Origin of the sequence: Maritimibacter dapengensis (assembly GCF_019218265.1) — a bacterium.
Classification (GTDB): domain Bacteria; phylum Pseudomonadota; class Alphaproteobacteria; order Rhodobacterales; family Rhodobacteraceae; genus Maritimibacter; species Maritimibacter dapengensis.
Genome location: NZ_JAHUZE010000001.1, coordinates 908,052 through 922,990 on the forward strand (window position 1 = coordinate 908,052; position 14,939 = coordinate 922,990).

12 protein-coding genes and 1 tRNA gene are annotated in these 14,939 nt (G+C 62.6%); 5 read left to right on the forward strand and 8 right to left on the reverse strand.

Annotated elements, in window-relative coordinates; translation table 11 throughout:
• Positions 1–42: 42 nt before the first annotated feature.
• Together KJP28_RS04565 and KJP28_RS04570 are read right to left on the reverse strand one after the other, a co-directional pair.
• Positions 43–1,044 carry a phosphatase PAP2 family protein gene (locus KJP28_RS04565; protein ID WP_218391033.1) on the reverse strand — a complete coding sequence of 334 codons (1,002 nt, stop codon included), beginning with the start codon at positions 1,042–1,044 and terminating at the stop codon, positions 43–45.
• A 113-nt stretch (positions 1,045–1,157) separates the two neighbouring features.
• Positions 1,158–2,678, reverse strand: a complete 1,521-nt coding sequence (locus KJP28_RS04570; RefSeq protein ID WP_218391034.1) for a phospholipase D-like domain-containing protein — start codon at positions 2,676–2,678, stop codon at positions 1,158–1,160.
• Positions 2,679–2,858: 180 nt separating this feature from the next.
• Between KJP28_RS04570 and KJP28_RS04575 the strand changes: the two genes are divergently transcribed.
• Positions 2,859–4,223, forward strand: a complete 1,365-nt coding sequence (locus KJP28_RS04575; RefSeq protein ID WP_218391035.1) for an FAD-dependent oxidoreductase — start codon at positions 2,859–2,861, stop codon at positions 4,221–4,223.
• 33 nt (positions 4,224–4,256) lie between these two features.
• On the opposite strand, the gene KJP28_RS04580 is transcribed toward KJP28_RS04575, so the two are convergent.
• From KJP28_RS04580 to KJP28_RS04595, 4 genes are all read right to left on the reverse strand, one after another.
• Positions 4,257–4,331 (reverse strand) — tRNA-Gly (locus tag KJP28_RS04580).
• Positions 4,332–4,418: 87 nt separating this feature from the next.
• Positions 4,419–5,003 carry a TetR/AcrR family transcriptional regulator gene (locus tag KJP28_RS04585; RefSeq protein ID WP_218391036.1) on the reverse strand — a complete coding sequence of 195 codons (585 nt, stop codon included), beginning with the start codon at positions 5,001–5,003 and terminating at the stop codon, positions 4,419–4,421.
• 92 nt (positions 5,004–5,095) lie between these two features.
• Complete coding sequence (locus KJP28_RS04590) at positions 5,096–8,542, reverse strand: pyruvate carboxylase (protein ID WP_218391037.1); 3,447 nt, start codon at positions 8,540–8,542, stop codon at positions 5,096–5,098.
• 96 nt (positions 8,543–8,638) lie between these two features.
• On the reverse strand, positions 8,639–10,162 hold the full coding sequence (locus KJP28_RS04595; protein WP_255552172.1) for an MDR family MFS transporter: 1,524 nt from the start codon (positions 10,160–10,162) through the stop codon (positions 8,639–8,641).
• Positions 10,163–10,280: 118 nt separating this feature from the next.
• Between KJP28_RS04595 and KJP28_RS04600 the strand changes: the two genes are divergently transcribed.
• The 3 genes from KJP28_RS04600 to KJP28_RS20115 all read left to right on the forward strand — a co-directional run bounded on the left by KJP28_RS04600 (position 10,281) and on the right by KJP28_RS20115 (position 11,851).
• Positions 10,281–10,805 (forward strand): MarR family winged helix-turn-helix transcriptional regulator, encoded by a 525-nt coding sequence (locus KJP28_RS04600; RefSeq protein ID WP_218391038.1) that lies wholly within the window; start codon positions 10,281–10,283, stop codon positions 10,803–10,805.
• 43 nt (positions 10,806–10,848) lie between these two features.
• Complete coding sequence (locus tag KJP28_RS04605; RefSeq protein ID WP_218391039.1) at positions 10,849–11,199, forward strand: YkvA family protein; 351 nt, start codon at positions 10,849–10,851, stop codon at positions 11,197–11,199.
• An 88-nt stretch (positions 11,200–11,287) separates the two neighbouring features.
• Positions 11,288–11,851, forward strand: coding sequence for an REP-associated tyrosine transposase (locus KJP28_RS20115; protein ID WP_418887916.1), 564 nt, complete (start codon positions 11,288–11,290; stop codon positions 11,849–11,851).
• Here KJP28_RS20115 and ettA read toward each other — a convergent pair.
• Entirely contained in the window at positions 11,770–13,425 is a 1,656-nt protein-coding gene (gene ettA, locus KJP28_RS04610; protein ID WP_218391040.1) for an energy-dependent translational throttle protein EttA, read from the reverse strand. The two genes, KJP28_RS20115 and ettA, sit on opposite strands and share 82 nt — an antisense overlap.
• A 360-nt stretch (positions 13,426–13,785) precedes the next feature.
• Here ettA and KJP28_RS04615 point away from each other — a divergent pair, with 360 nt between their 5' ends.
• Entirely contained in the window at positions 13,786–14,010 is a 225-nt protein-coding gene (locus KJP28_RS04615) for a hypothetical protein (protein WP_218391041.1), read from the forward strand.
• 46 nt (positions 14,011–14,056) lie between these two features.
• On the opposite strand, the gene KJP28_RS04620 is transcribed toward KJP28_RS04615, so the two are convergent.
• Entirely contained in the window at positions 14,057–14,929 is an 873-nt protein-coding gene (locus KJP28_RS04620; protein WP_218391042.1) for a bifunctional helix-turn-helix transcriptional regulator/GNAT family N-acetyltransferase, read from the reverse strand.
• Between the last annotated feature and the right edge of the window lie 10 nt (positions 14,930–14,939).

Genomic DNA, 14,939 nt, shown 5'->3' on the forward strand with positions numbered 1-14,939 from the left:
GCAATGCCGAATCCTCGCCTTGGATAGATGAGACCGGATTTATCATTCCGCAGGCGTTGCGCTGCCGGGGCACTCGACGTCGGTTTCCGTGAAGACCTCGGAACGTCCCTCGCGCCGCTTCAGGAGGTGGTTCATCGCCACGATCATGACGACCGAGACGAGCGAGTCCGAGAGGTAATGGTAGCCGGAATAGACCGAGATCAGGCCAATCAAGGCCAGGAAGGCGTATCCGACAGGTGCCCCAAAGCGGAAACGTTCTGCGAGGTAAAGCGCGAGAATGGTGGCCACGGCGACATGCACCGACGGAAATGCGGAGATGCCGGATATATGGACACCGCCGGCGTTTACACTCGCATTCCACAGGCGCGTCTGGATCTGGCCGATGGCACTGTCGGCGAAACCCGATTGAGCCAGGGCTGCGTGGAGGTCTTCGTATCGTGCGGTGCCCAGAAGCCGGTCGTAGTAGATCGGTCCGACCGACGAGCCGAGCGTCGCCGCGACGTTCCCAACCACGAACCATGACGCGAAGAACAACCACACATAGCGCATCATCCGGGTTTCATCAGGGTCAGTCGAAACGACCACGATGGGAAAGACGGTGGCGACGAGCAGCCAGAGCGGCATGTAGGCGGTGGTGAAGATGGATGTCAGCGCCTCGGGCGTCATCGCATGGGCGAGCTGCCATGCGTCGTGTCCGACCAGAAGCAGCCTGTCGAAATCGGCCAGCATGGGGTCGGCATAGAACGGAATAAGTTGGGGTATCGCGCTTTTCGCGAACAGAAAGCCGATTTGCAGGAACAGCACGGCCCCGGTGACGCTGAGGACCGGAACGAGGCGGGACAGAAGCCGCTTGGGCCCGAGAAGGAAAAGGGCCAACGGGATGACTGGCCAGATATGCGCCAGGAAATCCGCCATCTTGTAGGAAAAGGCCATTGCGGCGCCCAGAAGTGTCTGGACGGATCCAATCATGTCGGCGCTGAGGAGCGCGGTCACCGCGAGTGCGCCGAACATGTAAATCAGGCTGGCCTTGAGAACCGCGGACATCGTCGCACCCTGGCTGGTTTCACATCAGGTGCGAAAATCGCCGGCAATTATGGCGATCTTTTGGCCCGGGCGGTTCGTTCAGGTGAAGAAAACGCTGCTTAGAGCCGCGCGGATCAGACCATTTCTTCGGGCATACCGGGAACGGGCACGCCCATCTCTCGTGCCGGTTCCGGGTCGTAGGGCAGAATGAAATGCGGGCGTTCCTCGGGTTTCAGATCCCGGTTTTCCTGCGCGAGTTCATGCCAGGTCGAGGCCTTCGTCGCGTCTTTCACCGGTCGACCGACGAACCAGTGGCTGAGACAGCGCTTGAACAGCCGGTCGGCATCTTCGGGGTCTGCGAACGCAGCGGCGGTTTCCGTGTCCCACCTCAGGGACCGTCCGTTGAGGTTGGCGGAGGACACGATCACTTCCTTACCGTCCACGATCATCACCTTGGCGTGGATGTAGATGATCGGCGCGCGGTAGTGCGTGTCGCGATGCGGTGTGATCGCGGTGCGCGGTTGCGCGGGTGCGCCGAAGAATACGCGATCACCGAACGCGTCGCGCAGGGCGTCGATGGCTTCGCTTTGCAGTTGCTCGCCGAAGCGGGCGTCCATGTCCTCGCTCTGGTCGAACGCCACGTCTTCGGGGGCGGCAGGCAACAGGACCATCAGTTGCAACTCGGGCGCCCGTTTTGCAGCTTCGGTCAGGGCCTGCGTGATCGAGGTGGAGCGCAGGAACTGGGTCTCGATGTAGATGTATTGTTCTGCGGATTTGATCATTCGCAGATGGGTGTCTTCGATTTCGCGCAAGACCTCGCGAGGTGCGAGGGCGCGGTTCCCGGGGCCCGGGTCCGCGGAAAGGGTGCGCAGAAGATGCCTGGTCGTCGCAGGCTCGGCTTCGCCCGCGGACGTGGCGGTGAGGTCGAGGATATGGCGGCGCGCTTCTTTCGCGATCTCGCCACCGACGATCACCTGCACGTCGTGCCAGGTCTTTTCCGGATCGCGGATATGTGCCTTGTCGTCATAGCGCCGGGGGTTGAGATCGAGCCCGCCGAGATAGACCCATGTTTCGTCGATGACCGCCATCTTCTGGTGGTGGGTCGCCGGCACGAGGGGCGCAGGCGGCCAGACGCGCGGCCGGTAATGCGGTGGTCGACCCGTGACGAGTGGTCTGAGGGCAGGCATTTCGGCCAGGGCTTCGGCGCATTCCGCCTCGGGCAGGACATTCAGTTCATCGCAGGCATCACGAAGCTTGGAACGGGTCAGTGGATAGAACATGACGCGGTGACCCCAGGACACGCGAGCCGGATGCATGTGAACCTGCGCTTCCATCCGGTCAGGGTGATCCGACGCGGCAGCGGCGGTGCGCACCTCGAGCAGGCAATCCCAGGAGTACTTGTGCAGATCAGGTCGTGCCACCGGGTCGAAATCGGTGATGAGGATGAAGAACCGCACGCCTTCGTTCATCTTGTGCGTGATGAGATCGGACCATGTCGTCCCGATTTCGCGGCCCGCGTGGCTTTTCAAGTGCGTCCGCGGGTCGAATATGCGCATCGAAATCACGACTTCTTCGCGCGCATCGAGGACGAGCCGCTCGAATTCCGGATAGGCTTCTTCCGCGGTGAGCAGAAAGCGTGGCCTCTCAGGGTGCATATGTTTCGTTTGGTTCGTCACTCCTTTCCAAGCTTTGAACGGCCCGCTTGTTCCACAGATTCCGTCTTTTGGACAGTATAGTTCAATCACTTGACGGAGTGCGTCTTGCGCAGGCACGTCGCAATCCCTGTGGAGTTGGATTAGGCAGGGCGGAACGCAGACGAACAGAAGGGATATGTCATGACCGTTTCGATCCATGAGCCGGCCCGCGAAACCCCCGTGATCCATCGCACGGACGTGCTCGTCGTCGGGTCGGGGCCGGGTGGACTGGCAGCCGCGCTCGCGGCCGCTCGTGAGGGTGTCGAGGTGACGCTTCTGGAGCGGTTCGGCTGTTTCGGAGGCAATATCACGGTCGTCGGTGTCGAGGGGTTTGCCTGGTATCGCCATGAGGCAACGGTCGAGGCCGGCGGCATCGGCTGGGAATTCGAGGAACGCGCCAAGGCGATGGGCGCGGCGGTACCGGAGAGCCAGTCGTTGTCCTACGAGCTCGATAGCGAGGGGTTCAAGCTCGTCGCGGACCGGTTGGTGGAAGAGGCGGGTATTCACCCGATGCTGCATCGGCAGTTCGTCGCGCCGATCATGGACGGAGACAGGGTCGCGGGCGTGATCGTGGAATCAAAAGCCGGGCGCGAGGCGATCCTTGCCAAGGTCGTGATCGACGCGACCGGCGATGCGGACGTGGCCCATCGCGCGGGCGCTCCGACGCGCAAGACACCGGTGGAAGAGATGCAGGCGGCAAGTGTCATGTTCCATGTCGCAGGTGTCGACAAGGCAGCGTTCATGGCGGGCGTCAAGGCTGATCCTCAGACTTACAAGGACTGGTCCTCGGGCGAGTGGGAGGTCGAGACGTCGGGCAAGGAAGATGCGATGTTCTCGCCCTTCCTGCGCAAGCCTTTCGAACAGGCGATCAAGGACGGGCTTATCCCGCCGGACCTGTCGACCATCGGCGGCACATGGGGTGCGGTGCATGACCATGGTGAGATGACCTATATGAACCTCGTCCATCTCGCGGGATGTGACGGGACCGACCCCGACAGCATGACCCGGTTCGAGATCGAGGGCCGGGTGCAGGCGATGCTCGCGATCGAGGCGCTCAAGCGCTACACGCCGGGGTGCGAGGGCGTGCGGTTGCGGAACTTCGGTATGTCCATCGGGATCCGCGATACGCGCAAGATCGACGCTGTCTATGACATGACCGACCGGGACGTCCGTGATGAGGGGCGTTTCGAGGACAGCATCGGGATCTACCCGGAATTCATCGACGGCTACGGTGTCCTGATCCTGCCGACCACGGGGCGTTACATGCAGATCCCGTATCGCGCGATGCTGCCAAAGGGCGTGCGCGGTCTTCTGGTTGCGGGGCGGGCCATCGGCGGATCGCGCATTGCCCATGCCGCGACGCGCAACATGGCGTGTTGCGCCGTGAGCGGGCAGGGCGCTGGCGTCGCCGCCGCCTATGCGGTGAAGTCTAGTCGCGAGCCGGATGCCGTGAACATCGACGCGGTGCAGGCTGCGCTCGTCGCACAGAGCGTGCGGATTGCATGAAACCGGGTCATGACGGTGGGGGATTTGACCAACTGGAGCGGGTGATGAGATTCGAACTCACGACCCTTACCTTGGCAAGGTAATGCTCTACCCCTGAGCTACACCCGCGTCCGGTTGGTGAAGGGGGATTTATAAAACCCGGCGTGGGGCTTCAAGGGGAAAAACGCGCGACATGCGAAAAATTTGCCTAGCGGTTCAGACGGAATCGAATTCGGGCAGGATGCCGGCCAGAAGCGCCTCAAGATCGGACGTGTCGGCAAACAAGGCATTCTTGCCCACGACAAGTGACGCGTAGCCGTGCATGAGAGCCCAGATCCGCATCTCTGCGATCCTGCGCCCGCCGGTGTCTTTTACGCCGTAGGGCAGCGCGATTGAGGACAGGATATCATAGGCCTCGCCCATCGCTTCGAGGACTTCGCCGTTTATGCGTTCGTTCGCCTCTGCCGAGAAAATCTGGCGGAAGAGTCTTGGCGAACCGGCGGCGAACTTGGCGTAACCCTGTCCGGCGGCAAGGAGCTTGGCGCGCGCTGTGTTCGGCGCTGACGCCATTTCGGCCGCCATTGATGCTGCGAAGCGACGATACCCTTCCGCCGTGAGTGCCATTTGCAGATCGGATGACGTCTGAAAAAACTCGGTGACGGTATCTAGCGGCAGATCAGCCTGTGACGCGAGTCTTTCCGGCGTCAGGGCTTGGTGGCCTTCGGATTCGAGCAGCGTAATCGCGGTCGCGACAAGTTCCGCACGCTGGGTCTGCGCCTGAGTTTGGGACGTATCTTCCATGCTGAAACGATAACGCGCCCTGCCGTTTGGTCAACGGAAAGGCGCGTGTCGGTCCGGTCCCAATCGCGCAACGCTGCTTGCGCAGTGGCGCTCTATTCCTCGAACTCTACCAGCAGGTCTTTGGCGTCGATCTGTGCCCCCGGCGTGACGTGGACCGCCTTTACGGTCGCATCGCGTTCCGCGTGGATCCCGGTTTCCATTTTCATCGCTTCGATGGTCAGAAGCAGGTCGCCTTGTTTGACCTTCGCTCCGGCCTGAGCCGCGACCGTCGCGACGACGCCGGGCATGGGCGCGCCGATGTGGTTGGCGTTGCCGGCTTCGGCCTTGGGTCGGGCGGCCTGTGCTGCCGAAGACGAACGGTCCGGCACGCGGATCGTGCGCGGCTGGCCGTTCAATTCGAAGAAGATCTTGGCTTCGCCCTCCTCGTTGGTTTCGCCCTGTGCCTGCATCCGGATCACGAGCGTCTTGCCCGGGTCGATCTCGGCCTCGATCTCGTCCCCCGGCTCCATGCCGTAGAAGAAGGTGTGGGTCGGCAGGGTCCGCACGGGGCCGTAGATTTCGTGCCGCGAGACATAGTCGGTGAACACCTTGGGATACATGAGGTAGCCGTTCAGGTCTTCGTTGTCCGGCTCGTAATCCTCGAACTGGTCGGCGAGCTCCTTCCGCTTCGCTTCGAGATCGACGGGCTTGAGATGCTTGCCGGGGCGGTCCGTGTCGGGTTTGTCGCCCTTGAGCACCTTTTTCACGATCCCCTTGGGGAAGCCGCCCGGTGGCTGGCCGAGGTTGCCCTTCATCATGTCGATGACGCTGTCGGGGAACGACACATCCGTCTTGGGGTCTTCCACTTCTTCGCGGGTCAGCCCCTGGCTCACCATCATCAGCGCCATGTCGCCCACCACTTTGGAGGAGGGCGTGACCTTCACGATGTCTCCGAACATCTTGTTTACGTCGGCATAGGCCTGCGCGACTTCGTGCCACTTCTCTTCCAGTCCGAGCGAACGCGCCTGCGCCTTGAGGTTGGTGAACTGGCCGCCCGGCATTTCGTGCAGGTAGACCTCGGACGCCGGAGCCTGAAGCCCGGATTCGAAAGCCGCATATTGGCCGCGCACGGCCTCCCAGTAGTTTGAGATTTCGCGGATCGCGCCGATATCCAGCCCGGTGTCGCGGTCGGTGAACTGGAGCGCTTCGACGACGGTGCCCAGCGTGGCCTGCGAGGTGTTTCCGGACAGCGCGTCCATGGCGCAATCGACCGCGTCCACACCGCTGTCGGAGGCGGCAAGGATCGTGCCTGCGGCAATGCCCGCTGTGTCGTGGGTGTGAAAGTGGATCGGGAGGTCGACGGCATCCTTCAGTGCAGGGATCAGCACCCGTGCGCCCGCGGGTTTCAAAAGCCCCGCCATGTCCTTCAACCCAAGAACATGCGCGCCGGCCTTCTCGAGTTTCTTCGCCATGTCGACGTAGTATTTCACGTCGTACTTGGAGCGTTCCGGGTCGAGCACGTTGCCGGTGTAGCAGATCGTGCCTTCGATCACCTTGCCGCTGTCGCCGACCGCATCCATCGCGACGCGCATGTTCTCGACCCAGTTGAGCGAGTCGAAGACGCGGAACACGTCGACGCCGGTTTCGGCCGCCTGCCGTACGAATTCCTGCACGACGTTGTCCGGGTAATTGGTGTAGCCGACACCGTTCGAGGCACGCAGCAACATCTGGGTCATGATATTGGGCATGGCCTTGCGGATGTCGCGAAGGCGCTGCCAGGGGCATTCCTGCAAGAACCGATAGGCCACGTCGAAGGTCGCGCCGCCCCAGCATTCCACGCTGAACATCTGCGGCAAGTTCGCGGCATAGGCCGGTGCGATCTTGATCATGTCGAGCGAGCGCATCCGGGTCGCCAGAAGCGATTGGTGCGCGTCCCGCATCGTGGTGTCGGTCATGAGGAGCTGGGATTGCTCCTTCATCCATTTGGCAATCGCTTCCGGCCCCTTCTCGTCGAGGAGGGTTCGTGTGCCATCGGGCGGTGTTTCGTGATGCAGCTCGGGTATGACCGGCGGCTTGAGATCGGCGCGCGGTTCGGGCCGGCCTTGCGTTTCCGGGTGCCCGTTCACGGTGATGTCCGCGATGTAGTTGAGGATCTTCGTCGCGCGGTCGCGCCGCTTCTGGAAGTCGAAGAGCTCCGGCGTCGTGTCGATGAACTTGGTGGTGTACTCGTTGTTCAGAAAGACCGGGTGCTTGAGCAGGTTGATGACGAAGTCGATGTTCGTCGAGACGCCCCGGATGCGGAACTCGCGCAGCGCCCGGTCCATCCGTTTGATCGCCTGTTCCGGTGTCTGACCGTGGGCCGTGACCTTGACCAGGAGCGAGTCGTAATAGCGCGTGATCACCGATCCGGCATAGGCCGTGCCGCCGTCCAGACGGATACCCATCCCGGTCGCGGTGCGATAGGCGGTCAGGCGGCCGTAATCCGGGATGAAGTTGTTCTGCGGATCCTCGGTGGTGATCCGGGTCTGAAGCGCATGACCGTTCAGTTTCACGTCATACTGGCTGGCCACGCCCGTCGCTTCGGTCAGCGATTTGCCCTCGGCGATCAGGATCTGGGCCCGCACGATGTCGATGCCGGTGACCTCTTCGGTCACGGTATGCTCGACCTGCACGCGGGGGTTCACCTCGATGAAGTAGAACTTGCCCGTCTCCATATCCATCAGGAACTCGACGGTGCCCGCGCATTCGTAATTCACGTGCTCGCAGATCTTGCGCCCGAGGTTGCAGATTTCCTCGCGCTGGGCTTCGGAGAGGTAGGGGGCCGGCGCGCGTTCGACGACCTTCTGGTTGCGGCGCTGCACTGAGCAGTCACGCTCCCACAGGTGGTAGATGTTGCCGTGGCTGTCGCCAAGGATCTGAACCTCGACGTGGCGGGCGCGGGTGATCATCTTTTCGAGATAGCCTTCGCCATTGCCGAAAGCGGCCTCGGCCTCGCGTCTGCCTTCACGGACCTTTTCTTCGAGCTGATCGGCGCTTTCGATCGGACGCATCCCGCGTCCGCCGCCGCCCCACGACGCTTTCAGCATCAAGGGATAGCCGATTTCCTCGGCCTCCTTGGCGATGGCTTTCATGTCGTCGCCGAGCACTTCAGTCGCGGGGATGACGGGCACGCCCGCCTCGATCGCCACCTTGCGTGCGCTGGCCTTGTCGCCGAGCTTGCGCATGGTTTCGGCTTTGGGGCCGATGAAAACGATGCCCGCGGCGTCGCAGGCATCGACGAATTCGGGGTTTTCCGACAAGAGGCCATAGCCGGGGTGGATCGCATCGGCACCGGACGCCTTGGCGACCCGGATGATTTCCTCGATGGAGAGATATGCGGCGACGGGGCCAAGCCCTTCACCGATCTTGTAGGCTTCGTCCGCCTTGAACCGGTGCAGGCCCAGCTTGTCTTCCTCGGCATAGACGGCGACCGTCTTCTTGCCCATCTCGTTGCACGCACGAAGGATACGGATCGCGATCTCGCCCCGGTTGGCAACGAGAACCTTTTCGAAGTCCGGCATGTGTCTCTCCCCGACCTGTCGGATTATGTTTATCCGCCGACGGTAGGCGATGCTGCAATGCGGCGCAAGCGGTGGAATCCGGCCGCGCCGCGCCGGTCATTCGCCCTTCGGCACCATCCGGTTGGCGAGGTGGATTTCCTGAAGGACGAGCGACAGGAAAAAGCCGATCATCGCAAGCCCGGCGGCGATCAGGAAGATCGGGTGGATCGAAGTGGCCACGGCGTCTCCGATCAGGGCGCGGACGTTTTCAGGCAGTCCTGCGAGCGATTGCGGCCCCAGTTCCAGCCCGGCCCCACCGGCGAATGCTTCACCTGCACCCGAGACCTGGCTCGCCATGCGTGCGGCGAAAAGGGCGCCGAAGGCTGCCACTGCTACCGAGCCGCCTACCTGTCGGAACATGAGGCCCGCGGCGGTGGCGGTGCCAAGCTCTGTGCGATCCACAGCGTTCTGCACCGACGTCGTGAGCACCGGGAAGATCGCGCCGAGGCCGAGACCGACGACGACCAGGCGGGCGGCGAATTCGGCGGTGGAGGTGTCAGGCTGCAAGCCGGTCAGAAGCAGGAACCCGAGCGCCAGCATCCCCATGCCGAAGACCGGCAGCATCTTGTACTTACCCGTGCGGGACATGAACCGGCCCGACAGGATGGACGAGACGAGGATGCCCGCCGTCATCGGGATGAGCATCAGGCCCGACACCGTCGGGGACGCGCCCTGTGAGAGTTGGAGGTAGATCGGCAGGAAGGTGATGCCGCCGAACATGGCGGCCCCCGTTACCATGGACATCGCCGAAGTCACCCAGAAGACGTTGATACGGAACAGGCGGAGCGGAAGGATAGGTTCTTCGGCACGTTGTTCGATCATGAAGAACGCGACGGCGCCGACGATGGCGAGAGCGGCGAGGCCGAGGATCTGCACCGAGTCCCATGCGAAGGTGGCGCCGCCAAGGGACGTGGCGAGCGTGACCGAGGCCAACGTGAGGGACAGGGCCGCAGCGCCCCACCAGTCGATGACGTGTCTGGTGCGCCGACCGGTCGGCTCGAACGCTGTTGCGAACCCGACAACTGCGGCGATCCCGATTGGGACGTTGATGTAGAAGATCCAGTGCCATGTGAATGCCTCGACGAACCAGCCGCCGATGAGCGGGCCGATGACCGACGAGATACTGAAGGTGGCCGCGAAGATGCCTTGTGTCTTGCCGCGATCCTTGGGCGGGATCACGTCACCGATCACCGAGAGCGCCAGCACGAAAAGCCCGCCGCCGCCGAGACCCTGCAATGCGCGCGATGCAATGAGCCATGTCATGGAGGTGGCAGCCCCCGCGAGTGCCGAGCCGAGCAGAAACAGCCCGACCGAGACAAAGACCGTGTTTCGCCGCCCGTAGAGGTCGCCCAGCTTGCCGTAGAGCGGCGCGGCGATTGTGGAGGCGAGGATGTAGGCGGTGACGACCCAGGACAGATGCTCCAACCCGCCGAGGTCCGCGACGATGGTCGGTAGCGCGGTCGAGACGATGGTCTGGTCGAGGGCCGCGAGGAACAGAAGCGCCCCGATCGACAGGATGATCGTCCGGATGCGGGCGGGTTCGAGGGCAGCGGGGGCGGGTTGGGTGTCGGTCATGGCCATCTTACGGAATCCTGTTTGCGTCCGGATTGATATGGCCGGAGGCATTTATGTGTCAATAGCACATAAATGTGGATAGCAGATACTTGACCTGTGCAGATGCGCACGCAATATGCAGGCCATGACGCAGAATATCCCCCCACGCTCGCCGGTCCTCGATGCGGCCGACCTGCCTGAGCCGACCAAAGTGGCGCTGCAAGGCATCGACGCAGCGATGTTTCGCTGGCACCGGGCCGTGCTGAAGGGCGAGATCACGCGCGAATTCCTTTCGCGTGCGGGTCTGGACCTTGAAATCGCGCAATTCCAAGGGCTTATGGCAGTCATGCGGATCGCGAGAGGGGTCGGGCGGGATGCGCCGGAACCTCCGACGGTGGGGCTCGTGGCCGAGGATATGGCGATCGACCCGTCGCGGGCGAGCCGGATTTGCGCGGCGCTGATCTCCAAGGGCTTCGTCATGCGCGGCGCGAGCCAGGAGGACGGGCGCAAATCGGTGCTGGAACTGACCGACAAGGGGCGCGAGACGTTCTCGCAGGTCTGGAACCTCAAGTGGCAGGACAACCTCAAGATCTTCGCGGACTGGTCGGACGATGACATTGCCACCTTCGGACGGCTGCTTTCGGCCTATATCGAAGGTCTGCTCGACTGACGTTCCGAGTTGCAAAGGGGCGGCGCGGCCCTATCTTAGTTCAATGGACCGGAAATACGCATCATACCTCGGCGGCATGGACCAAGACGCGCAAGAGCGGTTGGTTCGTGGCGGTTTTCTGAAGAAGATCAAGGGCGTGGCGCGCCATGTGCCCTTCGCCCGTGATGCCGTCGCCGCCTATTTCGCGATGCTGGACCCCAAAGTGCCCGCCGTGACACGCGCCGCCGTCCTCGCACCGCTGGCCTATTTCGTCATTCCGACCGACCTCATCCCCGACTTTCTCGTCGGCTTCGGGTTCACCGACGATGCGCTCGTCTTCTGGGCTGCGCTGAAGTCGCTGCAAGGGAAGATGGACGAGGAGCATTACGAGAAAGCGGACGAGGTGTTGCGGTAGGATGGGTGCTCGCACCCATCCTACATGAACCATCCATTCTTCGCTAACCAACCTCTGGCACATTCCGCGCATGACCAATTATCGCAGGATGCGCGTGCCGGGAGGCAGCTATTTTTTCACCGTCAACCTCGCGCTTCGGGGCGCGACGCATCTGACAGACCACATCGACGCGCTGCGTCGTGCTTTCGCAGTAACATTGCGGGAACGCCCGGTTCGAATCGACGCGATCGTCGTCATGCCGGATCACCTTCATGCAGTATGGACCTTACCGGTCGGTGACAGCGACTATTCAACGCGTTGGAGGTTGATCAAGTCACGTTTCGTGAGGGAAACCGGCCTTGTCGCCCCACGGAGCCGCTCGAAGGTGGCGAAAGCGGAACGCGGTATCTGGCAGCGCCGGTTCTGGGAGCATACGATCAGAGGAGAAGCGGATTTCGCGGCGCATGTGGCCTATTGCTGGCAGAACCCTGCGAAACACGGGTTTGTCGAACGCGCCGAGGATTGGCCGTATTCGTCGTATCATTTCAGAGGTGGGCGGGGGGATGGGTGCGAGCACCCATCCTACGTTGATCACCGCGAGAACTTCTTGTACTTTAACCGCTTCGGCTCGAGCGCATCGGGTCCAAGCCGCCGCTTCTTGTCCTCTCCGTAATCCTCGAAGTTGCCCTCGAACCATTCCACATGCGCCTCGCCTTCGAAGGCGAGGATATGCGTGCAGATGCGGTCGAGGAAGAAGCGATCGTGGGAGATCACTACGGCGCAGCCGGCAAAGTCGACCAGCGCGTCTTCCAAGGCGCGCAGCGTTTCCACGTCGAGGTCGTTGGTCGGTTCGTCGAGCAGGATGACGTTGCCGCCGGATTTCAGGAGCTTCGCCATGTGAACCCGGTTGCGTTCGCCGCCCGAGAGCAGGCCGACCTTCTTCTGCTGGTCGCCGCCTTTGAAGTTGAACGCCCCGCAATAGGCGCGGGAGTTCATCTGGGCGTCGCCAAGGTCGATCACTTCGGCCCCGCCGGAAATCTCCTCCCACACGGTCTTGTCGGGCGAGAGCGCGTCGCGGCTCTGGTCGACATAGGCGAGGTCCACCGTGTCGCCGAATTCGATACTGCCCGCGTCGGGCTGTTCCTGTCCGGTCAGCATCCGGAACAGCGTGGATTTACCAGCGCCGTTCGGGCCGATCACGCCGACGATGCCGCCGGGGGGGAGCGAGAAGCTGAGGTCTTCGATCAGGAGCTTGTCGCCCATCGCCTTGCGCAGTCCTTCGACCTCGATGACCTTGGAGCCGAGCCGCGGGCCGCGCGGGATGACGATCTGGGCGTTCGAGATCTTCTCGCGCTCGGATTGGCCGGCAAGCTCGTTGTAGCGTTCGATCCGGGCCTTTTGCTTGGACTGGCGGGCCTTTGCGCCCTGCCGCATCCATTCCAGTTCGCGTTGCAAGGTCTTCTGGCGCGACTTGTCCTCGCGCGCTTCCTGCGCCAGCCGCTTGGCTTTCTGCTCGAGCCACGCGGAATAGTTCCCCTCGTAGGGAATGCCGCGGCCCCGGTCGAGTTCCAGAATCCAGCCGGTGATGTCGTCTAGGAAATAACGGTCGTGGGTGACGATCAGGATCGTGCCTTTGTAGTCAATCAGGTGCTGCTGGAGCCACGCGATCGTCTCGGCGTCGAGATGGTTGGTCGGCTCGTCGAGGAGCAGCATGTCGGGCGCTTCGAGAAGCAGTTTGCACAGCGCCACGCGTCGGCGTTCCCCGCCCGAAAGCGTGGCGACATTCGCGTCGTCCGGCGGGCAGCGCAACGCTTCCATCGACACGTCCACCTGTGCGTCGAGATCCCACAGGTTCTCGCTGTCGATCTGGTCCTGAAGCTGGGCCATTTCGTCTGCGGTTTCGTCCGAGTAATTCATGGCGAGTTCGTTGTAGCGCTCCAGGATCGCCTGTTTGCCCGCCACGCCCTTCATCACGTTTTCCCGCACGGTCAGGTCGTCGTCCAGCTCCGGCTCCTGGCTCAGGTAGCCGACCTTGGCACCTTCGGCGGCCCAGGCTTCTCCGGTGAATTCCGTGTCCTGACCCGCCATGATCCGCATGAGCGTCGATTTACCCGCGCCGTTCACGCCGACGACACCGATCTTGACGCCGGGGAGGAAGGAGAGGCGGATGTTCTCGAAGCACTTCTTGCCGCCGGGATAAGTCTTGGACACGCCGTCCATGTGATACACGTATTGGTAGGAAGCCATGAGGTCCTCGTTGATCTGGGTTTGGGCCTAGATAGTCGTCGGGACGGGCAGGGGCAACAGCGCCTTCGCGGATGCAGATGGGCCACATCACGTAAATTCATCGTCGCCGCGCAACTTTCGTTTGGCGGATCGGCGCGGGCGGGCTATCACAGGGTATCCGCGGGGATGAGCCCCGTGGGGAAAGGAGATCACCTATGTCGCATTTCTGCCGAGCATATCAACTTTGGGGCAAGACCCCCTGAGCGCGGCCGCGTGACATGGTGACATGACCGATGGGCCGCCCGCGTGAGCGGCCTTTTTTGTGTCTATTCAATAGGTTCGTGAACACGGGTGGCCTGTCTGCAAAGAAAGGCAACTTCGATGGTCTATACCGTCAACACAACCCTGAGACCGATTCCGAAGCGTGTGCTTCGGCTGGGCCGTATCGTCTTCGCGATCCTGCCGGGGCGCGACAGCAAGCAGCGTTCGCGCCCCCGGACGCTGCGGCAAGCGGTGCCGGACTACCTGCACCGCGACGTGGGCCTGCCGCCCGCAGCGAAGGCAAGCCGCCTGCCGCCGGACGTGGTGGGGAGAACGCTGATGTAAGGGGCCGCCCGGAAGCATGCGCTTTCGGGCGGTTTCGCTTGCGACGCTAGAGCCGCTTTTCGAAGAATACGTCCGGATATGGGTCGTCGTTGAACCGGTCGATTTCGGTCCAGCCGAGTCGTCGGTACATGGCGACGGCTTCGGGGAGTTGCGAGTTGGTGTCGAGACGAAGAACGCTTTGGCCGAGGTCGTGGGCCGTGGCTTCGATGCGGTCCATGAACCGGGTCGCGAGTTTGAGACCGCGGGCCGAGGGCGCGACCCAGAGGCGTTTGACTTCGCCCCAGTCACCATGACCTTTCAGCCCGCAGCACCCGACCGGAAGGCCATCGGAGAGGGCGATGAAGAAAGCGCCTTGTGGTCGGATCATGCTGGTCGCTTCGGGGTCTTTCGACAGGTGAACCTCGAAACCAGTCTCGAACCGCCGGGCGAGTTCGTCGAAATACTGGGTGAGGCACCAGATTGCGCGGGAATCGCGCGTGTCGACCTCTTCAAAGGTCACGGCATGTTGGCCGAGGGCCGAGGCGATCAGGTCCATCGCGTCCAGGAGTGCCTGCGCATTCGGGTGGTTTTGGAGCAGCCTGTGCGCGCGCGTGTTCGACAGATCCTCGTAGGCGTCGAATTCGGCCTGGCCTGCGTCCGTCAGGCTGGCGATGCGACGCCTTGCGTCGTCGGGTGCGGGTGTCGTGGAGACGAGGCCCTCATCTTCGAGGCCGCGCAGGAGGCGGCTCATCAAACCGCTGTCGAGGCCGAGGTAGTCGCGAATCGCGGCGACTTCGGTGATCCCACGGCCGATCGCGTTCAGCACACGGGCTAACCCGAGCGGGCGACCGCGACCGAGGAAACTCTGGTCGAGCACGCCTGCCTCCCGCGTGACAGTGCGGTGGAAGCGACGGATGCGGGTGATGTCGATTTTATTCATGTCTCGGACT